The 20,932-nt window shown below is 48.3% G+C and carries 22 protein-coding genes; 1 reads left to right on the plus strand and 21 read right to left on the minus strand.

Annotated features, from left to right (window positions below):
• Nucleotides 1-18: 18 nt before the first annotated feature.
• From dinG to bshB1, 8 genes are all read right to left on the minus strand, one after another.
• Nucleotides 19-2,829, minus strand: a complete 2,811-nt coding sequence (dinG, locus tag KNO99_RS03605) for an ATP-dependent DNA helicase DinG (RefSeq protein ID WP_214745348.1) — start codon at nucleotides 2,827-2,829, stop codon at nucleotides 19-21.
• Nucleotides 2,830-2,935: 106 nt separating this feature from the next.
• On the minus strand, nucleotides 2,936-3,319 hold the full coding sequence (gene panD, locus KNO99_RS03610; RefSeq protein ID WP_214745350.1) for an aspartate 1-decarboxylase: 384 nt from the start codon (nucleotides 3,317-3,319) through the stop codon (nucleotides 2,936-2,938).
• A gap of 5 nt (nucleotides 3,320-3,324) precedes the next feature.
• On the minus strand, nucleotides 3,325-4,155 hold the full coding sequence (gene panC / locus KNO99_RS03615; RefSeq protein WP_214745352.1) for a pantoate--beta-alanine ligase: 831 nt from the start codon (nucleotides 4,153-4,155) through the stop codon (nucleotides 3,325-3,327).
• The gene (gene panB, locus KNO99_RS03620; RefSeq protein WP_214691902.1) at nucleotides 4,155-4,988 is read right to left on the minus strand and encodes a 3-methyl-2-oxobutanoate hydroxymethyltransferase; all 834 of its coding nucleotides are present in this window, start codon (nucleotides 4,986-4,988) and stop codon (nucleotides 4,155-4,157) included. Before panB ends, panC begins: the two co-directional genes overlap by 1 nt.
• Nucleotides 4,989-5,212: 224 nt before the next feature.
• Nucleotides 5,213-6,175: a biotin--[acetyl-CoA-carboxylase] ligase gene (locus tag KNO99_RS03625; protein ID WP_214745354.1), complete on the minus strand. Its 963-nt coding sequence runs from the start codon at nucleotides 6,173-6,175 to the stop codon at nucleotides 5,213-5,215.
• Entirely contained in the window at nucleotides 6,148-7,287 is a 1,140-nt protein-coding gene (locus KNO99_RS03630; protein WP_214745356.1) for a CCA tRNA nucleotidyltransferase, read from the minus strand. Before KNO99_RS03630 ends, KNO99_RS03625 begins: the two co-directional genes overlap by 28 nt.
• Nucleotides 7,284-8,405 (minus strand): N-acetyl-alpha-D-glucosaminyl L-malate synthase BshA, encoded by a 1,122-nt coding sequence (gene bshA, locus KNO99_RS03635; RefSeq protein WP_214745358.1) that lies wholly within the window; start codon nucleotides 8,403-8,405, stop codon nucleotides 7,284-7,286. Before bshA ends, KNO99_RS03630 begins: the two co-directional genes overlap by 4 nt.
• Nucleotides 8,402-9,085: a bacillithiol biosynthesis deacetylase BshB1 gene (bshB1, locus tag KNO99_RS03640; RefSeq protein ID WP_214745360.1), complete on the minus strand. Its 684-nt coding sequence runs from the start codon at nucleotides 9,083-9,085 to the stop codon at nucleotides 8,402-8,404. The genes bshA and bshB1 overlap by 4 nt, the downstream gene beginning before the upstream one ends.
• Before the next feature lie 112 nt (nucleotides 9,086-9,197).
• Between bshB1 and KNO99_RS03645 the strand changes: the two genes are divergently transcribed.
• The gene (locus tag KNO99_RS03645; RefSeq protein ID WP_074034617.1) at nucleotides 9,198-10,073 is read left to right on the plus strand and encodes a YitT family protein; all 876 of its coding nucleotides are present in this window, start codon (nucleotides 9,198-9,200) and stop codon (nucleotides 10,071-10,073) included.
• Between the two features lie 41 nt (nucleotides 10,074-10,114).
• Here the strand turns inward: KNO99_RS03645 and KNO99_RS03650 are convergent, their stop codons facing one another.
• The 13 genes from KNO99_RS03650 to KNO99_RS03710 all read right to left on the minus strand — a co-directional run bounded on the left by KNO99_RS03650 (nucleotide 10,115) and on the right by KNO99_RS03710 (nucleotide 20,899).
• Nucleotides 10,115-10,570 carry a GreA/GreB family elongation factor gene (locus KNO99_RS03650; protein WP_214745362.1) on the minus strand — a complete coding sequence of 152 codons (456 nt, stop codon included), beginning with the start codon at nucleotides 10,568-10,570 and terminating at the stop codon, nucleotides 10,115-10,117.
• A 61-nt stretch (nucleotides 10,571-10,631) separates the two neighbouring features.
• Nucleotides 10,632-11,315, minus strand: coding sequence for a zinc metallopeptidase (locus KNO99_RS03655; protein WP_214745364.1), 684 nt, complete (start codon nucleotides 11,313-11,315; stop codon nucleotides 10,632-10,634).
• Nucleotides 11,316-11,353: 38 nt separating this feature from the next.
• Nucleotides 11,354-11,971 (minus strand): DUF1405 domain-containing protein, encoded by a 618-nt coding sequence (locus KNO99_RS03660; RefSeq protein WP_214745366.1) that lies wholly within the window; start codon nucleotides 11,969-11,971, stop codon nucleotides 11,354-11,356.
• A gap of 88 nt (nucleotides 11,972-12,059) precedes the next feature.
• Nucleotides 12,060-12,854: a menaquinol-cytochrome c reductase cytochrome b/c subunit gene (locus tag KNO99_RS03665; RefSeq protein ID WP_074034621.1), complete on the minus strand. Its 795-nt coding sequence runs from the start codon at nucleotides 12,852-12,854 to the stop codon at nucleotides 12,060-12,062.
• A 33-nt stretch (nucleotides 12,855-12,887) separates the two neighbouring features.
• Nucleotides 12,888-13,559 carry a menaquinol-cytochrome c reductase cytochrome b subunit gene (gene qcrB / locus KNO99_RS03670; protein ID WP_015881478.1) on the minus strand — a complete coding sequence of 224 codons (672 nt, stop codon included), beginning with the start codon at nucleotides 13,557-13,559 and terminating at the stop codon, nucleotides 12,888-12,890.
• A gap of 15 nt (nucleotides 13,560-13,574) precedes the next feature.
• Nucleotides 13,575-14,078 (minus strand): QcrA and Rieske domain-containing protein, encoded by a 504-nt coding sequence (locus tag KNO99_RS03675; RefSeq protein WP_214691882.1) that lies wholly within the window; start codon nucleotides 14,076-14,078, stop codon nucleotides 13,575-13,577.
• 110 nt (nucleotides 14,079-14,188) lie between these two features.
• A complete protein-coding gene (locus KNO99_RS03680; RefSeq protein WP_214745368.1) occupies nucleotides 14,189-14,629 on the minus strand; it encodes a DUF2487 family protein in 441 nt (146 codons plus the stop codon).
• A 160-nt stretch (nucleotides 14,630-14,789) separates the two neighbouring features.
• Nucleotides 14,790-15,323 carry a ReoY family proteolytic degradation factor gene (locus KNO99_RS03685; protein ID WP_214691878.1) on the minus strand — a complete coding sequence of 178 codons (534 nt, stop codon included), beginning with the start codon at nucleotides 15,321-15,323 and terminating at the stop codon, nucleotides 14,790-14,792.
• Between the two features lie 23 nt (nucleotides 15,324-15,346).
• Complete coding sequence (locus KNO99_RS03690; RefSeq protein WP_214745370.1) at nucleotides 15,347-16,621, minus strand: tetratricopeptide repeat protein; 1,275 nt, start codon at nucleotides 16,619-16,621, stop codon at nucleotides 15,347-15,349.
• A gap of 29 nt (nucleotides 16,622-16,650) precedes the next feature.
• A complete protein-coding gene (aroA, locus tag KNO99_RS03695; RefSeq protein WP_371743038.1) occupies nucleotides 16,651-17,904 on the minus strand; it encodes a 3-phosphoshikimate 1-carboxyvinyltransferase in 1,254 nt (417 codons plus the stop codon).
• Nucleotides 17,901-18,953, minus strand: coding sequence for a 3-dehydroquinate synthase (locus KNO99_RS03700; protein WP_214745372.1), 1,053 nt, complete (start codon nucleotides 18,951-18,953; stop codon nucleotides 17,901-17,903). Before KNO99_RS03700 ends, aroA begins: the two co-directional genes overlap by 4 nt.
• Entirely contained in the window at nucleotides 18,947-20,110 is a 1,164-nt protein-coding gene (gene aroC, locus KNO99_RS03705; protein WP_214745374.1) for a chorismate synthase, read from the minus strand. Before aroC ends, KNO99_RS03700 begins: the two co-directional genes overlap by 7 nt.
• A 9-nt stretch (nucleotides 20,111-20,119) precedes the next feature.
• Nucleotides 20,120-20,899 carry a CheR family methyltransferase gene (locus tag KNO99_RS03710; RefSeq protein WP_214745376.1) on the minus strand — a complete coding sequence of 260 codons (780 nt, stop codon included), beginning with the start codon at nucleotides 20,897-20,899 and terminating at the stop codon, nucleotides 20,120-20,122.
• Nucleotides 20,900-20,932: the final 33 nt, after the last annotated feature.

The following is a 20,932-nucleotide window of genomic DNA, read 5'->3' on the forward strand; positions in this document are numbered from 1 at the left end:
ACATCATGATGCCTAGCGTTATCTATCATTTCTTGTCACAGAGTTTTCCTTCTCATCTAAGAACAATTCTAACTCGGATAAGGATGTCTCTAGCGTCCCTTCAATCCGGTCCACCTTCGGTAAGCTATTGATGAATTGTTTCCCGTAACGAGTCGTCTCGACACGGCGATCGAACACAAAAATCGCACCATAGTCCGATTTCGATCGAATCAATCGACCGACACCTTGTTTGAAACGAATGACTGCTTGAGGAAGCGAAAGCTCGAAGAATGGAGATTTCCCCATCGATTCAATTTTTTCCGAACGGGCTTGCATGATTGGTTGATCAGGCGGCGCGAACGGAAGACGCACGATGACGAGGCATGTCAACGCCTCACCTGGAATATCGACACCTTCCCAAAAGCTGGCCGTCCCGAATAAAATCGACTGTTCCATCCGCTTGAACTGTTTCGTCAATCGGCTTCGCGATCCCCCACTGACTCCTTGTGCAAGAAGCGTATACGAAGGATCGAGATGATCTTTTACTTGTTCGTAAGTAAGACGTAACAATTCATTCGAGGTGAAGAGGACGAGCATCCGTCCTTTTGTCACGTTTGCAATTTGAACAATCGATTGAGCGGTCTGATCAACGAACTGAGGAAGCGGCACATCATTGATCAACGGGAAGTCTGACGGAACAAACAGTTTTGCCTGTTCCTTAAAGTTGAACGGTGAAGGCAATACGACTCGTCTGACCGGTTCTCCTTCAAGTCCGAGTCGTCGCTCCATAAAACTAAACTTGCCCGAGACCGTCATCGTCGCCGACGTTAAAATCGTCGGTCTCTTCTTAAATAATCGTTCGTGCAGCAACGGACCGATTTCAACCGGTTGCGTGTAGATGGATGTCAACTTACGGTTGCCCAAATTCAACTCGACCCAACTGACCGCATCATCATTACGTGTCAGCATCGTCTCATAAATGACACTTTCGAGTTCACGGACGTCGCTAATCAATGTTTTCAAATCACTCAAAAGCGCGCGTTGTTTGAACGTCATGTGCTCTTTACGCTCATCGAGCAGTCGATGGAGATGTCTGAGTGACGTCCGTAGTGTACGTAACTTGTCCTCTAATCGATTCGCCACTTCACGAATCGGTCTGAATGATGCGCCTTCTCGCTCGAATCGAACAGTTTGCCGGGGTTCTTTTTTCTTTCCTAGCGACTGTAGTGCCGTCAAGAGGTCTTCGAGCTCTTCCTCGACCCGTGCGAGCGCAGAATCAATCTGTTGACTGAACGCTTCTGCCTCTTCTGTCACAGACGCCAAATCGGCTAGCTGAATGATTCGAGAATGAAACTTCCCGTCCGCACCGTATCCGAACCATTTGAACAACCGATCAAATTGGATGGCATCAAACGTCACACCGAAATGGTGAGAGGCCACTTCTTCGACTTGATGCGCCTCGTCTAAAACGAGCGGAGTATCGGTCGGTAAGATGCCTGCTTGATGTTGTAAATCAGAGAACAAGAGCGCGTGATTCGTCACAATCAAATCTGCTTCTTTCGAACGGAGGACTGCTTTTGTGAAGAAATCTCGGCTATACCAAGGGTCGAACCGTCCGAATTCACTTGAAGCATCAGCTTGAATCAACCGTTTAAAAGAAGCAGGACCTTGTGTCGCAGATCCTGGGAATGAGAGTTCCTCTAAATCCCCCGTCTCAGTCTCGGTTAACCAGACGAGTACCATCGCCTTACACATCGAAACCAACAATCCATCATTCGACTCATCGAGTACCATCTCGAATTTACGTAAATCAATATAGTTCCGTCTTCCTTTTAACAAGGTGAATTCAATTTCCGGAAAGATTTGTCGAAGTACTGGCAAATCCCGGTTCAGGAGCTGTTCCTGTAATTGAATCGTATGCGTACTGATGACGACAGGGCGCTTCGTCTCAAGTGCATGATGGGCACTCGGGATTAAGTACGCCAACGTCTTCCCGGTTCCCGTCCCCGCTTCGACTAACAACGTTTCCTCGTCGTCTAACGCTTTATAGACGTGACGCATCATTTCAAATTGACTTTGTCTCGGCTCAAATTGATCAAAGATTGACGGGAGCGTTTCTTCGATTGTGCGAAGGAGAAACGGTTCAAAGGGTTCTCGTTCTTCTGCCGGAACGAACGTATCGCTTGGACGGTGTAACGCAATCTTTCGATGAATATCAAAACGCGTTTCGTCGTCTGGTCGAATCCCAACCTCGAGGATGATTTCATCGAGCAACGGCTCGACGTGACTCGTCCACGACTCAGACAAGTCGCGAAGTCGTTTCAATGTCACGACCGGTAAGTCGCGCAAGCGCTCGAGCATTCGGATAAAGAGCTCGGCCGTTGCTTCCGCATCACTGAGTGCGCGGTGTGCGTCTGTATGTACGAGATTGAATGTTTCCGATAACGCTTCTAGGGCATGACTCTCAAGTGTCGGGTAGAGGATACGAGCGAGTTCAACCGTATCAATGGCCCTCCCCTGAAACGAAAGATAGCCAGCTTGTTCAAGGCTCTCGTTTAAAAAAGTTAAATCAAATGCGACGTTATGCGCGACAAATACCCGTCCATCTAGTATTTTCCAAATGTCGGGGATCACTTCTTCAAATGTTGGTGCATCACTTACGTCATCATCGCTAATCGTTGTTAATTGCGTAATAAAAGGTGGGATTGGTCGACCCGGTCGGATCAAGGTGCTGTAGCGCTCGATCACTTCACCATCTTGTACGACAACCGCCGCAAACTCAATCAGTTCATCACCGGACTTTACGGAATGACCCGTTGTCTCTATATCCACAATCACATACGTGTCCATAACATCCATCCCATCTTAGGCACGCTCGTGCTTTCTGTCTGTCTCATCTTACCATAGAACGAACGACGAAAAAACGGGGATGCCTTTGTCGACACCCCCGAATGTTTTATAAAATCGTGTGAGCGATTTCTTCGTAAAGAAGTTGATCGACCTCGTTTTGCTCGTTCAATACGGCTACTTTCGGACGATGCATTTTCGCTTCTTCTGCAGTCATTTGACCGTACGCCATGATGATAACAACATCACCGACCTGGAAATGTCTTGCTGCCGCACCGTTTAAACAAATCACACCAGAACCACGTTCGCCTTTGATGACATACGTCTCGATACGAGCGCCATTGTGGTTGTTCGTGATGTGCACATGTTCATTTTCCATGATGCCTACTGCATCCATCAAGTCCTCATCGATTGTAATCGAACCGACGTAGTGTAAGTTTGCTTCTGTCACCGTTGCTTTATGAAGCTTTGCGTGCATAAATGTACGAATCATTGGATTCATCCCTTCTTCCAAATCACATTATCAATCAATCGGGCTCGCTCAAACTGAACGGCCACCGCCATCAATATTTCATTCGAATCGCTTGAAGCGTCAGCAAGCGTCGGGTAGTCAACAAGTTCGACATAGTCGATCTGACTGTTCGGGATCTCGTGTAATCGTTCGGTCAGTCGTTGCTTCACTTCTTCAAGATCATGACCTGCTTCAAGTGTTTCTCGCGCTGTCGTCAATGCTTTAAAGATTTGACTCGCATCTTCTTTTTCAGTGTCTGACAAATATACGTTTCGAGAAGACTTGGCTAGTCCTGTCTCCTCACGAATAATTGGGCAACGTCGAATCTCGACCGGGACAAAATAGTCTCGGACGTACCCTTCGATGAGCGCCACTTGCTGGGCGTCTTTCAGACCGAAGTAAGCACGGGTCGGTTGAACAAGGTTAAATAATTTCGAGACGATTGTCAACACACCATCAAAATGGCCGGGACGACTCGCCCCACATAATACATCTGCCCCTTGGCGAACAGTGACGCGCGCCATATCAAGCGGGTACATCGTCTCCGTCGTCGGATAGAAGAGAAGATCGACACCGGCTTCTCGTGCCAATTTTTCATCTCGTTCGAAGTCACGAGGATATCGGTCGAGGTCTTCGTTCGGACCGAACTGAGTCGGATTGACGAAAATACTCATGACAACGACGTCATTCTCACGTCGTGCGTTCTCAACCAGACTCATGTGTCCTTCATGCAAATATCCCATCGTTGGCACAAAACCAATCGTTTGATCCGTTGGCAACGTGTGACGTAACTCTTCAACTGTTGATACGATTTTCATCATTTTCCTCCATACAGCGAGTCGAGCAATGACTCATCCATCGTGAACGTGTGACGTTCAAGCGGGAATTGTCCAGCTTTCGTCTCTTCCACATAAGAACGGATGGCATCTGTCGCCACTTCATTCACGTCGGCATAAGCCTGAACGAATTTCGGTAAGCGGTCCACACCATATTTCAATACGTCATGATAGACGAGTACTTGTCCGTCGACCTCTGCCCCGGCACCGATTCCGATGACTGGAATCGTCAACTCTTCTGCGATTCGTTTCGCCAACTGATGCGGTACACACTCAAGGACGAGCATTTTCGCACCGGCACGTTCGGCAGCCAAGCTATCTTGAAGCAGTGTCTCTGCCGCCTCAAGGGATTTCCCTTGTACTTTATACCCTTCTAGTACACCGACTGATTGCGGGGTCAACCCTAGATGGGCAACACAAGGCATTCCTACTTGAGTGAGTCGTTCAATCGTCTGAAGAACTTCACCTGCACCTTCTAGTTTGATTGCATCCGCATGTCCTTCTTGGAAGAGACGGGACGCAGCCTGAAGTGTTCGGTCAAAATCACCATGGTATGTCGCAAATGGCATATCCACCACGACGAATGTGTTTTTCGCTCCACGGCGTACTGCCTTCGAATGATGAAGCATATCTTCTGTCGTCACCGGGATTGTCGAGTCATACCCGAGGACGACCATCCCAAGAGAATCGCCAACCAAAATCAAATCGACCCCTGCCGCTTCGGCAAGTTTGGCTGACGGGTAATCATACGCCGTCAACATGACGAGCTTTTCTTGCTCGTTCATCTTTTTCAATAATGAAGTCATCGTGTGCATCTGTTTCTCCTCCTAAACGTGGAGACAGGAAAGAATAAACGCCTTCTTACACGGTTGGCAAGAAGGCGCACGAAAAACAATTTCATGGTTTTCATGAGTAGTGTCCTTCTGTCCCTGTCAAAATGATCAAGGCAGACAACTGATTGTGACAGTCTGCAAGCGCGGTACACTTCAATAACTGATAGCGTCCGACACATTAAGTATAGTTGATGGTCTCGCTTTCATCAATCATTCCACACTGCAATCTCAGCAGAGTAGACCGATTCAACTTTTCCTTCTTCTTCAAGAAGCAATGCGCCCTCTTCGGAAATCCCTCGCATGACCCCTGTACGAGAAGTACGAGAAGCGTTCAACGTGACTTTTTCATTCAAGTAGGCGGCATGTTGCATCCAATTGATCCGGATTGGATCAAAACCACTTTCGAGGAATCGGTCATATTCGACTTCAAGTTCAGCCAGTAGTTCAGCCAACAGTTCACTTCGACGGAATCGCTTTCCGGTCTCTAGATAAAGAGAAGTGGCCCGATGAGCTAACTCGTCTGGAATCTCCTCACCATTGACGTTCATCCCGAACCCTAGGATGACAGCCTGGATTCGATCACCCTCCGTCTGCATCTCTGTCAAAATGCCACCAATTTTCTTCCCATTCAATAATAAATCATTCGGCCACTTGATCATGACATCCAAATTTTTGTTGTTGAACGCCCGTGCGAATGCACTCGCTGCCATCAATGTCAGCTTCGATGCGTCTCGGATCGGTAAATCGGGTCTTAGGATGATGCTCGCCGCAATATTGACATGTTTCGGATTATGCCAATGACGACCGAGTTGTCCTCGTCCGGCAGTCTGTTCCTCACTGATGACAATTGTCCCTTCCGACACATGCTGTTGTGCCAATTCATGGGCGATTCGTTGTGTCGTATCGACTTGTTCATACGCATGGACCGTCTGACCAAATCGACCTTTACGGAATGAGACAAATGCTGGTTCATCCAGACGGTCACTCTGTTCGATCAGTTGATATCCTTTACGGGGAATGGTATGGATCGCATATCCGTCTTGCTTCAAGGTTTCGATATGTTTCCAAATAGCGGTACGTGAAATATTCAATTGGCGCGCCAATTCTTGTCCGCTCCACACTTCCCCATTTTGTAATAACGTCAAGACACGCCCGCGCGTTGAAGCCATCGTCTCGCCTCCTCTTTTAATACGGTCCCGTGATTCGGAATCTCTTGTGAAATGACACGTCGTTCGAGATCAAGCAATAGATGCTTGATCGCCTCGCCTGTCGCACCGAGTTCAAGCGCATCCCGTCCATTGAATTTCAGTTCTTGGCGGGACTGGATTGGGAGTGACTCCTTCAGTTCACGACTGCGGTCTGGTTCACCATTCATTTTAAAATAAGTCGAGAGAGTCCGCTCATCCGTCGTGTAAACCGTCATCACATCGAGTCCGGTCTCACAGAGCTGCGCAAGCACTCGAGCCTCCCGCTTGATTGCATTCGATCGTTTCCATGGCAGTAGCCATGCCTCATCTTTTGCGTGATAGAGGAAGATGGCCCACCCACTGACCGCATTCACTGGAGTGCGATCATCTTGTTGCACCCGTTGCATCAGTTCGGTCGTCACATTCGGTAGATGACGATGGATGCCGAGCTCGACCATCTCTGCTAACGCCTTTCGATAGGCCGGTCCCGTCAACAATTTCTCAAACTCGATTGCGATGCGTTCCATTGCGATTTGTTCAAGTTTGTGACTAAGCGAACTCGCTGCGTGACGCAATTCTTCGTGTAACGTGAAGTCGAGCTGAGACATGAAACGGAGCGCACGCATGATTCGAAGGGCATCCTCACCAAACCGCTCGAAAGGACTCCCGACCGTGCGAATGATGCGTTCATCTAGATCGTGTTGCCCTCCGAATAAATCGACGACTTGTCCGTCATGAAACGCCATCGCGTTCATTGTGAAGTCACGACGTAACATGTCTTCTTCGAGCGATACACCGAGTGCGACATGGTCCGGACGTCTTGAATCTGAATATGATCCTTCAGACCGAAATGTCGTCACTTCGAACGGATGATGGTCGATGATGACCGTGACCGTTCCATGTTCGATACCGGTCGGGACCGATTTCGGGAACAGTGCCATCACTTCTTCCGGGAAGAGGGACGTGGCCAAATCGATATCATCGGGCAAATTTCCAAGGACATAGTCCCGAACGGCTCCGCCAACGATGTACGCCTCGCCGCCATGTCTTTCAATCGTCTCAATGATCTGTTTTGCATACTCCCATTCTGTCATGATGTCACCACCTGTTCATACAAGCGTTCATATTGTGTCACGATGTCTTGTGAGGCGAATCGTTTTGATTTCACCAACCCGTTTTGTCTGAAACGCTCCTGTAACGTTGTATCTTTCAACAGCTGTTGCATCGCCATAGCGGCTTTCGTTGCATCACCTCGCGGAACGACGAACCCGTCCTCGCCGTCCGTGATCACTTCAGGTAGTCCGCCGGCGTCACTGACGACCGACGGGACTCCCGTTGCCATCGCCTCGAGTGCCACAAGTCCGAACGCCTCTTTGTCTGATAAGAGAACATGAACGTCACTAATGGAGAGCAGTGCAGCGACTTGCTCTTGTTTCCCGGCAAAGATGACTTGATCTTCAAGCCCCATCTCCGTCACGAGGCGGCGCATGGCACCCATGAGCGGGCCGTCTCCGACGAGTAACAGTTTTTTATTTGGAACATCCATCTGATTGAACGCATCGAGGACGAGGTCGACGCGCTTGACGGGACGGAAGTTTGAAATATGGATCACGACCCGGTCGTCTACTGTCAAGCCGTATCGTTCCCGTAAAGTCGGGTCGAATTGTGGGGTGTATACCGATTCATCAATAAAGTTGTGAATGACTTGAATCGGCAAATTGCTAGCAATCCGTTCCTCCGTCTCCCGTTTCAAACTGTGCGAGACAGCCGTAATCGCGTTAGATTGGCGCAACCCATATAAAATCGCCGGTTTCAATTCCTCATCCTCACCGAGAACGGTGATATCGGTTCCGTGTAGCGTCGAGACGATCGGCGTCTTCACACCGGCCATCTCCCGACCGAGCGCGGCACACACGGCATGTGGTACGGCATAATGCGCATGAATGACATCAAGACCGAATGACTGGATGACACTCGCGATTTTCGCGGAGAGTGTCATATCGTACGGCGGATAGCGAAAGACCGAATATTGGTTGATTTCGACTTGGTGGAACGTGATATTCGGATGATAGGCGTTCAAACGAAACGGCATACTGCTCGTAATGAAATGAACGTCATGTCCTCGGTCTGCAAGCTTCATGCCGAGTTCCGTCGCTAAAATCCCCGAACCACCGACAGATGGATAACACAGAATTCCGATTCGATACGTCATGTGAGCTCACCTGCCCGTTTCACGACATACGGTCGCACGCGTTTCAACCCTTCCGCATACGACACGCCAATCAAACTCCCAAAATGGCGTTCACGGGCAATGACCCGTTCCACGTATGCATCGGTGAGCGGTGTTTTCACCCCATCGACTGGAGTGAACTGGCTTGCGTAACATTGGAGTGCCCGTGTCTTCACTTCAATCGTGTCACTAATATCCACGCATACATCCGGCTCAACATGTGCATTGATCATATATTGATACACACTTTCTGGTCGATATGCCGGAAGCTCCGGTAAATATTTTCGAATACCCGCGTTGAATAACGCCTCTGTCACGAGATAAGCGCATGCCGCATGGTCGGGATGGCGGTCGACTTCATATGGATACAATAAGTGCGTTGGACGCTCACGTCGAATCAAGGAGACGATTGCCTTGAGCTGTTCTTCTCCCCCGTCAATTCCCCGGTCTTTAAATCCGAGATTGATTCGACGGACACCAAGCACGTCATCTGCCATACTGGCTTCTTGTTGTCTCGTTTCTACATCACCATTTGAAGAAAGTTCCGCTCTCGTCAAATCGACGTAAACGACCTCAATCTTCTCTTTCGTCCATTGGGCGGTCATCCCTGCAATCCCGATCTCGATATCATCTGGATGTGCCCCGATGGCTACTACTTTCATTTACATCACCTCTTCTTTGAAAAGTATAGCCGACTCGTTTCTGAATGTCATATGTTCAGGGTAGTCAATCGAACTGTTTTTCGAGTACTCTATCTAAGGGGAGGTGAACCTAATGACGGTACAATTACCGATTCGTGTTCGAAATATTATTTTCATCTTAATAGGTTCTTTTATTTTTGCATTCGGCGTTTATCACTTCAACGTCCAAAACAACTTGGCAGAGGGTGGGTTCACCGGGATCACCTTGATTCTACGTGGTCTCTTTGATATCTCGCCTTCCATCACGAACTTGGCGTTAAATATCCCGCTCTTTTTCATGAGTTATAAGTTGTTAGGTCGAACGACTTTCGTTTATACACTTATCGGGACGTTCTCATTTTCACTTTGGTATGCACTCATCGCTAAATATTCTACACTCGTCATCGACCTGACGGATGACATGGTGCTCGCAAGTTTGTTTGCCGGTCTCTTTATCGGAGTCGGACTCGGAATCATCTTTAACAATGGCGGAACGACTGGTGGCGTCGATATCATCGCGCGACTCGTACAACGCTATATCGGCTGGTCGATCGGAAAGACGTTCCTCATCTTTGACTTCTTTGTCATCGTTCTCAGTTTGACGTATCTCGATATCCGCGAGGCGATGTATACGCTTCTCGCTGTCTATATCGGGGCACGTGTCATCGACTCGATGCAAGAAGGAACGTATGCCGGTAAGGCGGCGATGATCATCAGCGACCACCGGACTGCCATCGCCGACGGTATTCATGCGACGATGAATCGCGGCACGACAAGACTACTTGCCAAAGGTGGCTATTCGAACCGTGAACTTGAAGTATTGTACGTCGTCGTCGGGCGAAATGAAGTGAATCGCTTGAAGACGATCGTCAAACAGATTGATCCTCATGCGTTCGTCACATTCCATCACGTCTATGAAGTGGGCGGTGAAGGCTTTACGTTCGATGAGAATCGAATGCCGCTGAAATAAGCAAAAAATCGCCTCGTTCATAGTAATGAACGGGCGATTTTTTATGGCTCGATGTTGAGCACCTCGACTTGAATCGTGCCTCCGGGCGTTTCAACTTGAATCGTTTGACCAATTGTCGCCCCCATCAAACTACGACCGAGTGGCGATGTCATCGAAATAGTTCCTCGTTCTAGATCTGCTTCTGCCTCACTCACGATTCGATAGCTCTCGGTCTCCTCGTCGCCTTCACGAATCACGACCCGATTCCCGAATGTCACGACTTCCGACTGTTCGGATTCGACGATTGTCACGTCGGCAAGCAGGCGCTCAAGGTCTTGATAATCCGCCTCTACCCGCTCATATTCCCGTACTGCCTCAGTATAGGTCACATCTTCTCGAAAATCACAAAATTTCCGCGCCGTACGTATACGTTCACGTGCATCCGTCCTGTCTTGCTTTAACATGGCTAGTTTATTTTTCAATTGCTCATGACCGTTCTCTGTCAGTTGCAGTTTCATCAACAACATTTCCTTTCATCAAAAAATAAAAAAATCCCGCCGATTTTGACGGGATTTCGTTCTACTCCTCACGTGGCATAAACACGATGAGTGCCAAACGGATAAGTTCGGCAACCGCAACGAGCGTAGCAGCCACATACGTCCATGCTGCGGCATTCAATACTTTCCGTGCGCCAGACTCTTCTGTCGCCGTCACGATTCCGTGTGACGTCAACTGAGCCATCGCCCGTTTCGAAGCATCGAACTCGACCGGTAACGTGATCAATTGGAACACGACCGCCCCGAGCATCATGATGACACCGAGTTGTGCCAATCCGAGTGCACCGAACAAGAAACCACCGAGTAACAATGGGAACGACAAGTTCGACGTGATGTTGACGACTGGAACAAGACTATGTCGAACGCGCATCATCTTGTAGTCCGTCGCGTCTTGAATGACATGACCGATCTCGTGGGCCGCAATGGCCGCCGACGAAATCGTCGATCCTTGATACACTTCACGAGAGAGACGGACGACTTTATTGACCGGGTCATAGTGGTCACTCATGAGTCCATCGACCATCTCGATTCGTACGTTGTGGACACCGTTCTGTTTCATGATGAAGTCAGCGACTTGTGCGCCTGTGACACCGCTTTGAAGCGGTTGTTTTAAGAACTGTTTATACGTGCTTTTCACTCGCATCTGGGCCCATAAAGGGATGAGCATAATCAGTGCAAGATAGAAAATATAGCCACCTAATGACATTTTCTATTTCACCTCTGCGTGTATTTGATAATTTGATTTTACATTCTTATGAACTTATTTTCAAGCGAGGGGCGTAGAACGAACGCATATCCCATAAAAAAACATAATCCCGTTAACCAAAACGAGCCGTAGCCAATCCACATGATATGTTCCGCGAGTGACGGATAGCGCGGCCACTGACCGAGCACGTAATCGACCACGTCATTATGAATTACCCAAATCAATGAACAGACAAACGAAGTAATGGTCCATTTCATAAACGGTGCATAGATGAGTGCCTGAAGCGCCATCGCTCCATGAGAAACCATCAACATGACCGCCATTAAGATGGTGATGGTCGGTGCATCCGCGGGTAACGTTCCTAAAAACATGATATTCATGATGACGGCCCAGACGCCGTATTTGATTAAGGTAATGAATGCAAGCGTCTCGAATAATGGTGAACGCTTCTTTACGATCCATAATCCGAGGATAATCGTAAAGAAGAGGGATGCTGTCGGGCTGTCCGGGACAAACGGCCAATAGACGTATGGTGTGTCTCGCAGCTGAGGCTCATACCAAATATAACCGTAAATCGTACCGCCTAAGTTGATCACAAATAATAGCGTCAGTACGATTCGATTCATTAAGAAAGTGTTTAAAAACGTCGGGTTCATGTTCTCAATCCTTTTTTCTTCAGTTTATCGCAATACGAATACATAAGTAAAAAAGTGTAGCCTGGTTTCTCAGGCTACACTTTATGGCTTACTCGTTATTTTCGCCGCCCTCACCATATGAAGCGATGAATTCAGATAGTACTTGTAAATCTTCAGGTGAGCCGTCCCACTGACCAGCAGGCATCGTCCCAATCCCGTTTACAGCGATATCCGCAATCTCTTCAGCTGTGTACTGTGTTCCGACGAGTGCTGGAGCTGCTGCTCCACCTTCTAGGTTTTGACCGTGGCAGTTCACACAAGATTGAGCTGAATAAATCTCATATCCTGGTGCAGCTGTATCAATTTCAGGACCTTCACCTGGAATTTGAAGTTCACCTTGAGCGTGGACTTGATCCCAGTGTGTCGTTTGAACAGATTCCCAAGTCAAGTAGAAGACCGAGAGAATACCGAGCAACATGAAACTGATGGCGACTGGACGTTTCGCCGGACGACGCTCGAGACCTTGGTCAAGCCAAGGTGCGATGAGAAGTGCCGTGAACGCCAAACCTGGAATGATGACCGTACCAAGCAAGATCCAGTCTCCTGCAGCGAATTGATATTTGAGTAATTGATACAAGAACAAGAAATACCAGTCCGGTAATGGAATGTATGACGTGTTCGTTGGATCGGCGATATTTTGAAGCGGTGGTGCTTCGACGATTGTCAAAGCGATGAAGCCGATCAAGAAGACCGACCCTACCATCCACTCTTTAAGCAAGAAGTTCGGCCAAAACGCCTCTGTGCGTCCTGGGTATTCTGAATAGTCTTTTGCAATGTTTTGTTTCCGATTCGAGATTCCTACTCGAGAGTCGGTTACAAATTTCATCCCTTTACCGCGATGCATATCGTTTCTCCTCCTTTTTCTCCTTGAATCGGCTTATAGCGGTCCAGAAACCCCTTGTTTACGAATCATCAAGAAGTGGGCTCCCAATAGTCCGAACAATGCCGCCGGTAAGAAGAAGACGTGGATGGCGAAGAATCGTGCGAGCGTGCTCGCCCCGACAATCTCACCACCGGCGAGAAGTGTCTTCGCAATACCACCGATGACCGGTACACTTTCAGCAATTTGAAGCGTAACTTTCGTTGCGAACAATGCTTTCATGTCCCATGGAAGCAAGTATCCTGTGAGTCCAAGCGCCAAGACGACGAAGAACAAGAGAACACCGACGACCCAGTTAAGCTCACGTGGCTTCTTATACGATCCCGTGAAGAACACGCGGAGCGTATGTAAGAATAACATGACGATTGCAACGGATGCGCCCCAGTGGTGCATCCCACGAACGATTTGTCCGTGTGCGATTTCATTTTGCAAATAGTATACCGACGCGTGCGCGTTGATGATATCTGGTACATAGTACATCGTCAAGAACATCCCTGAAAGGATTTGGATGACGATTGTAAAGAACGTCAAACCACCAAAACAATAGACAAATGCAGAGAAGTGATGGGCAGGGTTGACGTGTTCTGGTACTTCGTGGTCTGCGATATCGCGCCAAAGTGGTGTGATGTCTACGCGCTCATCGACCCAATCATAAATTTTTTGTAACATCGACTAGTCCCCCTCTCACTTCTGTGAAATTGGGCTACCTAGGTATAGGAAGCCATCTTTTTCTTCTTTTTCATAACGTGCAAGTGGTGCTGTTGGTGGTGTACCCGGGATGTTCGTTCCATCTTTTTCGTAACGTCCTAAGTGACACGGACAGAAAAATTCTTGTGGACGAGTCGGATCACCCGCAAAAGCTACCTGACAGCCGAGGTGTGTACAAATCGGAGAGAGTGCGATGATTTCGCCACTTTCTGTTTTGTATACCCATGCTGAGAGCGTTTCTTCAAATTCGTACCAAGCATCTTGTGTTTGTTTCTTAAAGTCGACACGTTGCGGCTCAGTCGTGATGTCATCAAGACTCATTACTTTTACTTTGTCGCCTGCTCCAGATTTTTTCAAAACCGGATCAATCGCAAAGTTGACCATCGGACTGATCAATGTTGCCGCCATAAAGCCACCTACTCCAGTCAGTGTGTACGTTAAGAACTGACGGCGCGTGACTTTTGACCCATTTTGAGCCATTTCGTTCCCCCCTCATTCGTGTGCATAACCCCATAATTCTTTATGCATTCTTCACAAAAATTTCTCACTCAACAAAATAGTATATCAATAAAACCTCTACGTCAACCGCTTCATGTCGCCATCCAACGGCTCGAAAGTTCCGTGATAACTTGTGTCGCAAAATTTTGAACCATCGTGTGCGCCTGATCGCTCGACATCGCTCCTAGCGCAAGCGGTGGTACGAACAAAATCGGCAAATCATATGGCTTGAAACGGACGTCTGACGCAATAAACAAAACGTGAGAAAAACCGGATGATTCCGCTTTTGCCACCACATCTTTCGCTAGTTCCACACCAGCTTCCACATCGGTGTAACTGAGCGTTGGGCTGAGCATCGTCCGACCAGATAATTGACGTTCTGTCTCAACCGTGACGGCATGAATCACTTCATAGCTTTCGGCTTTACGAACCATATCCTCACCAAACGCCAATTCTGCGAGCGGAACGATGAGCGTATCGACGTATTGTCGTTCGGCAATCGAGCGCAGTGCCCCTTGACTATCGAACCTCATCTTTTCCCTCCTCTCCAACTTATCTCATCATGTCTATTGTATCGTACATGACTTCGTTCACGTTTCAAACTTATGAACGAACTGTGAAATAATTGTGTATTCCTACGTTATTAATATACCAAAAAACAAGCGCCAACCGGAACGGAAGCGCTTGTTTTTTTCAAAATAATTTAGATTCACGTACTTGGTGGAGTTGACTCGTCAAATTGCGGAATAAGTTCTCGTCCCGACGGTCGAGTGCTTTATCGATTTCAATCAATAAACGCTCTTCTTCGAATTGGGCAACGGAAGCTTGAATGACCGTCTGAGCAGAAGACGATACTTCATCTTTCACTTCCGCCACCGGTTCAAACGGATTTTGCTCCACGATGTCGATCCAATTCTCATCAATCATCATGCCTTGAAAATTCAATTCCACATAAATTGGCCCATCGTGCAGACGGATGTCATGATAAGCCTTTTCAGGATTCATGGTCACAAGGTCTCCCCGTCGATATCGAAACGGTTCACCGTCAAATCCGTACGCCGTCATCACAAGACTTCGTGGCGAGACCGAGGCGTTTGTTACGAAATGAACGTTGCCAAGCTTATCCGGATGTCTCAACCAGTAGTCAAGAATCCATTTCGCTTCACGTTTCCGAAGTGTATGATGAGCGACAAATCGCTTCAAAAAATTCCGTTTCCGCTCGACCATCTGACCTCATTCCCTTCCCTTTATCATTCTACGTCATCAGACAATTGTTCGAGCTGGTCTTCGAGCACTTGGCGATCTTCAAGATCGACCACTAGTGCAAGCGATTGCTCGACCACACGTCTCGCGTCTTGTCTACGACCTTCCTCTATCAACAGTGTAGCCCATTCTGTCACAAATGACACGTCCTCTTTCATCATCGGCTCAATCGAGGCATATAAACTGACAGCTTCGTCATATTCCTCGAGCTCATATTTCGCCTTCGCCTTGTACCAAGTCATCAGCGGGGACGTCGTATGATCTTCGAGTGCATCTATTGTTTCGAGGACGTCATCGATTTCTCCTGCTTCGAATAAAATCGATAAGATCAATTCTGTCGCTTGTAGTGATTCCGGATTCAAGACGAGTGCTTCTCGAAGCTCTTTAACGGCCCCATCGCGATTACCGAGTTTGAGGAGCAATTTCGCTTTGACGTGACGAAGTTCGTCATTATAGTCGTCGCGCGTGATTCCTTGATCGACGATTTCAAGCGCTTCTTCCGTCTGTCCATTCGCGTCCAATGCTTCGGTGTAAGGAAGGTAGAGCGAGGTAAAGTCCGGGTCCATCGCCTGAAGCTCTTTAAACTGCTTGATGGCAACTTCCTCCCGACCGATTCGATGTGCTGTCATCGCATGTCCGAAGACGGTATTTAAATTACGATGTGTTGCTTTTTCATACTCGTCGAGCGCTTCTTCGAACGACCCAACCATTGTGAGTGCTTCCGCATAGTCCGCTTGATAATCGATCTCGGACGGCAAATTCATTTTAGGTAAACGTGCATAGAGCGGGATGGCCTGCTCGAACGACCCGGTCGATGCGTACAATTCCGCCAACCCATAGATGAGTAATGGTTCGTCTGGATTCTTTTCAAGAGCTTCCATCAATTTTTTCACGGCCACCTCATCGAGCCCCTGAGATTGATACAAATCAGCTAATAAGACGAGACTTCTCACTTGCGTCTCCGCGTCATCTGACTTGACCTTCTCTAAAACAGCAATCGCCTCTTCTTCACGGTCACTGTCTAAATATGCCTCTGCAAGTGAAAGGGCGACGTTTGGGTCACCTTCGTAATCCACGTACAATTTTGAAAGGACTTCTGTCGCTCGGTCGGCAAGACCAAGCTCTAAATACAAATCAGCAATCGCTAAGCGATCATCATCCGACCCGTCTTTCTCAAGTTCTTCTATATGCGCAAGAGCATGTTCAGTCTCTCCTGATTCAAGCATCTCGATAATATGTGTTAATGCTGCTTCATCTAGCATGTTTCGTCCTCCTGGCCTTCGGTTTGTCGTTATTCTATCTCACGTTGAATCTGTTGTAAATCTTGACGGAAGCCGGGATAGCTGACATCGGACGCATCAATGCCTTCAATCTGGATCGTTTCATCCGTGACGAGTGTAGCGACTTGTAACATCATCGACAGACGATGGTCACCATGAGCCGAGACGTTTCCGCCATGAAGACGACTCGGTTTTACGATAAATCCATCCTCTTTTCCAACGATGTCCACCCCCAATTTTCGCAACTCCGAGACGACCACATCAATCCGGTCCGTCTCCTTCACTCTCAGTTCTGCTGCGTCTTTCACGATTGACGGAGAATTTGCCTGTGAAGCGACGAGTGCGAATAACGGCAACTCATCGATTTGTGACGGAATCATATCTCCTTCTACGACCGTGCCAGACAGTTCACTTGTCGTCACCGTGACGTCACCGACCAATTCCTCCCCGATGGTTCGTTCATTGGAGATGATGACGTGTGCCCCCATCCGTTCGAGCGTCCGCAAAAATCCGATTCGCGTCTCATTCAAACAGACGTCCGTCGTCGTGACGGAGCTATTCGGCACGATGGCCGCCCCTGCCCAGAAGAAGGCAGCCGACGAAGGGTCTGCCGGTACATCGACCGTCGCGCCACTTAGTCGAGAAGGTTCGACACGAATGATTCGTTCCCCTTTTTCCGCATCAACAGTGAGCTGCGCCCCAAAGAGCGGCAACATTCGCTCGGTATGGTCTCTAGACAATATCGGCTCACGAACAATCGTCGTCCCTTCCGCACGTAACCCGGCAAGGAGGACAGCCGATTTCACTTGGGCGCTCGCTACCGGTAACGTATAGTCGATGGATTGTAGCGTTTTTCCTTCAATCACGATCGGCGCCAGATCACCTTTCACGTCCGCTCCCATTTCACGGAGTGGTGCGTTGACACGTCGCATCGGACGTTTTGACAATGACTCATCTCCCACGAGTTCAAATGACCCATCATACCCCGATAAGAGTCCAATCAACAAGCGCATCGTCGTCCCTGAGTTCCCGCAGTCTAATCGTGCCGAACGCGGTGACTCGATCCCCGTGATGAGGAGTTCGTCTTGTTTTTCAATCACTTCTGCTCCGAGTGATCGAATGATGTCAAGCGTAGAGCGACAATCGGCCCCGAGAAGTGGATGCACGACGCGCGTCGTCCCAGTCGCCATCATGCCGAATAAAAGCGCACGATGAGTGATCGACTTATCACTCGGCACACGGATTGAACCGTTTAAACTCATCATTCCCACCATCCTTTCATCTGTTCAAATGTATGTTCAAGGTGCTCGAGCGGCACAGATTCAACGACAATCGTGTCACGGAGCAAGACGAACCGAATTTCGCCATGACGATTCTTTTTATCCCGAACCATTTTTTCGACATATTGCTCGAACGGTTTCCAGTCAATCGGTGTGACATCGTTCAGACGAATCCAATCAAACAATCGTTTCGCCCGTGTCTCGTCTCCCGATAGTAAAAAGGCAAACACCATCCCGTGTAACACCGCTTCTCCGTGAGGGATACGGTACGCTTCGACGGACTCAAGCGCATGACCGAACGTATGCCCGAAGTTCAGCCAAGCGCGAATACCTTGCTCTTGCTCATCTTTCTCGACAACTGCTCGTTTCACTTCAATGCCACGAGCTAGCCATGTGATCCAATTCAATTCGTCATGTTCAGAAAGAGCGGAAAACAAGTCGTCCTCGAAAGAGGATTCGAGGACGTAACGTGATAAATACGCATGTTTCAATAGTTCACCGAGACCGCTCCGAACTTCCTGAACCGGTAAGGTATGAAGACGAGAAACATTATAATAGACACCGATTGGTTGATAGAATGAACCGATCGCGTTTTTCGCAAACGGATGATTGACGGCCACTTTACCACCGACAGCCGAATCATGTGCCAAAATCGTTGTCGGGACTTGTATGTAAGGAACACCACGCATGTAGACACTCGCTAAAAAACCAGCCAAATCACCGATCATCCCGCCACCGAAAGCGACAATCAGAGTATGACGGTCGCATCCGTGTCTCAATCCTTCTGTGACGAGCTGTTCGAGTTGCGATAACGACTTCGACGCATCACCCGCCTTGACGACAGATGAGACGACGCATGGGTGAACTTGCTCCAACTTTGCAAGGAACGATTCCCCGTAAAGTGCGTCGACCCGTTCATCCGTGACGACCCAGAGCATCGGGTAACGTGACCAATCATTTGTTTCCATCCAGCGGTCTTGATTGTCGACGACAACCTGATACGGGGTCGATGCCGCGATTGGAATGGTCACCATACTCGTAACTCCTCTCGATACTCATCGATTCGGTGTTTTATTCGGTCCATCGTATCGTGACCGAACGTCTCACATACTTCCTTCGCCATTTCAAACGCAATGACCGCCTCGACGACGAGTGATGCTGCAGGAACAGCACACGAATCGCTCCGTTCGATTTGAGCGAGGAATGCCTCTTTCGTATCAATATCGACTGATTGAAGAGGCTTATAAAGTGTCGGGATTGGTTTCATGACGGCTGAACAGATAATCGGCATACCCGTTGTCATCCCACCTTCAAAGCCACCGAGATGATTACTGAGTCGGGTATATCCTTCGTCTCCATATGCAATCGGGTCCATCACTTCAGAACCGGGACGGTATGCCATTTCAAAACCATCTCCAAACTCCACGCCTTTAAATGCGTTGACACTCAACACCGCCTGCGCAATTTTCGCATCCAATTTTCGGTCGTACTGCACATATGAACCTAGACCAGGTACGACACCGTGCACTTCCGTACAGACGATGCCGCCAATCGAGTCTCCATTCGCCTTGGCTTCATCGATGCGACGCATCATCCGCTCAGCAGCTGCTTCGTCAAGCGTCCGAACGGGTGAGGCGTCAATCACTTCTTTTGCTTCTTGGAGCGATTCAAATGTACGTATCTCTGCCCGTTCTCCACCAATCACTTTGACGTAACTGAAGAGCGACACCCCGACTTGTTGAAGCAATTGTTTACAAAAGGCACCGACCGCGACGCGTGCCGCCGTCTCCCTTGCGCTCGAGCGTTCCAAAACATCCCGCAAATCGCGATGGTCATACTTCATCCCACCGACCAAGTCGGCATGCCCTGGTCTCGGTCGCGAGACTCGGCGCTTGATTTCGACATCATCTTCGATTGGCTCGGCTTGCATGACGTGCTTCCAATGGGTATGGTCTTTGTTCTCAATCCAGAATGTGATTGGTGCGCCTGTCGTTTTACCGTGACGTATACCAGAACGAACATCTACTTGGTCTGACTCGATTTGCATGCGACGTCCTCGGCCATATCCCGACTGACGTTTTTTCAACTCTAGGTTTATTTGATCTAAATCTATAGCGAGACCGGCAGGGGCACCTTCAATGATGACCGTCAGTCCCGGACCGTGTGATTCACCAGCTGTCAAATAGCGCATCTGTTCACCTCATCCATCTATTTTTTCGTAAAAGAAGCTTTGTTTCATCGCATAGCCGTAACGCTTCGGCTGGAAGATTTGTTCGGTTCCACCGACAAACAAGATTCCTCCTGGACGAAGGGCACGTTGAAACGACGTATATACTTTTTCTTTCGCTTCTTCCGTAAAGTAAATCAATACGTTTCGACAGACAATCAAATCAAAGTTCCGTTCATACACGTCCGCTAGTAGATTGTGTTTTTTAAACGTCACGAGTTGTTTGATTTCATCCGAAATGAAATAGTCGTCTCCACGACGCGTAAAGTATCGGTTTTTAAACTCATCTGGCAAGTCGATCAGTGCACGTTCGTGATACTTCCCTTGTTTCGCCTTTTCAATGACGAGATCATCTAAATCAGTGGCCATAATGGAAAATTGAGAAGGTGCCAGATGTTTAGACAACAGCATGGCGAGTGAATAAGGTTCTTCTCCTGTCGAGCACGCTGCACTCCACACGCGGAGCTTCCCTTGACTCGAACGAATCAAGTGAGGCAGGATATCTTCTTCAAGCTGTTGCCAACGTATCGGATTGCGATAAAACTCACTCACGTTAATCGTCATTCTGTCAAGGAACTCTTCATAGAGCTGGCGATCTGTATCCATCGCCTTTAAGTATTCAAGGAACGACGCGTATCCCTTCTTTTCGCGTAAGGCGACCATCCGACGCTTCATCTGCGCCTCTTTATATAAATTCAAGTCAATTCCAGACTTGATATAAAACTTTTTTACGAAGATGGCATAATCATTCATCACCAATTTCAACCTCAATTCTTTCTCATTTCC

The organism is Exiguobacterium sp. s189 (assembly GCF_018617615.1).
GTDB lineage: Bacteria > Bacillota > Bacilli > Exiguobacteriales > Exiguobacteriaceae > Exiguobacterium > Exiguobacterium aestuarii_A.

Coding starts and splice junctions, on each gene's coding strand:
- KNO99_RS03675 (WP_214691882.1), bottom strand. CDS start 14,078: ATGGCTCAAAATGGGTCAAAAGTCACGCGCCGTCAGTTCTTAACGTAC.
- KNO99_RS03650 (WP_214745362.1), bottom strand. CDS start 10,570: ATGAAACTGCAACTGACAGAGAACGGTCATGAGCAATTGAAAAATAAA.
- KNO99_RS03680 (WP_214745368.1), bottom strand. CDS start 14,629: ATGAGGTTCGATAGTCAAGGGGCACTGCGCTCGATTGCCGAACGACAA.
- KNO99_RS03625 (WP_214745354.1), bottom strand. CDS start 6,175: ATGGCTTCAACGCGCGGGCGTGTCTTGACGTTATTACAAAATGGGGAA.
- KNO99_RS03690 (WP_214745370.1), bottom strand. CDS start 16,621: ATGCTAGATGAAGCAGCATTAACACATATTATCGAGATGCTTGAATCA.
- bshA (WP_214745358.1), bottom strand. CDS start 8,405: ATGACGTATCGAATCGGAATTCTGTGTTATCCATCTGTCGGTGGTTCG.
- panC (WP_214745352.1), bottom strand. CDS start 4,155: ATGAAAATCGTATCAACAGTTGAAGAGTTACGTCACACGTTGCCAACG.
- panD (WP_214745350.1), bottom strand. CDS start 3,319: ATGATTCGTACATTTATGCACGCAAAGCTTCATAAAGCAACGGTGACA.
- panB (WP_214691902.1), bottom strand. CDS start 4,988: ATGCACACGATGACTTCATTATTGAAAAAGATGAACGAGCAAGAAAAG.
- dinG (WP_214745348.1), bottom strand. CDS start 2,829: ATGGACACGTATGTGATTGTGGATATAGAGACAACGGGTCATTCCGTA.
- aroA (WP_371743038.1), bottom strand. CDS start 17,904: ATGATGAGTTTAAACGGTTCAATCCGTGTGCCGAGTGATAAGTCGATC.
- KNO99_RS03685 (WP_214691878.1), bottom strand. CDS start 15,323: ATGGTCGAGCGGAAACGGAATTTTTTGAAGCGATTTGTCGCTCATCAT.
- KNO99_RS03630 (WP_214745356.1), bottom strand. CDS start 7,287: ATGACAGAATGGGAGTATGCAAAACAGATCATTGAGACGATTGAAAGA.
- KNO99_RS03660 (WP_214745366.1), bottom strand. CDS start 11,971: ATGAACCCGACGTTTTTAAACACTTTCTTAATGAATCGAATCGTACTG.
- qcrB (WP_015881478.1), bottom strand. CDS start 13,559: ATGTTACAAAAAATTTATGATTGGGTCGATGAGCGCGTAGACATCACA.
- aroC (WP_214745374.1), bottom strand. CDS start 20,110: ATGCGCTATTTGACAGCTGGTGAATCACACGGTCCGGGACTGACGGTC.
- KNO99_RS03665 (WP_074034621.1), bottom strand. CDS start 12,854: ATGCATCGCGGTAAAGGGATGAAATTTGTAACCGACTCTCGAGTAGGA.
- bshB1 (WP_214745360.1), bottom strand. CDS start 9,085: ATGAAAGTAGTAGCCATCGGGGCACATCCAGATGATATCGAGATCGGG.
- KNO99_RS03645 (WP_074034617.1), top strand. CDS start 9,198: ATGACGGTACAATTACCGATTCGTGTTCGAAATATTATTTTCATCTTA.
- KNO99_RS03700 (WP_214745372.1), bottom strand. CDS start 18,953: ATGGTGACCATTCCAATCGCGGCATCGACCCCGTATCAGGTTGTCGTC.
- KNO99_RS03710 (WP_214745376.1), bottom strand. CDS start 20,899: ATGAATGATTATGCCATCTTCGTAAAAAAGTTTTATATCAAGTCTGGA.
- KNO99_RS03655 (WP_214745364.1), bottom strand. CDS start 11,315: ATGTCATTAGGTGGCTATATTTTCTATCTTGCACTGATTATGCTCATC.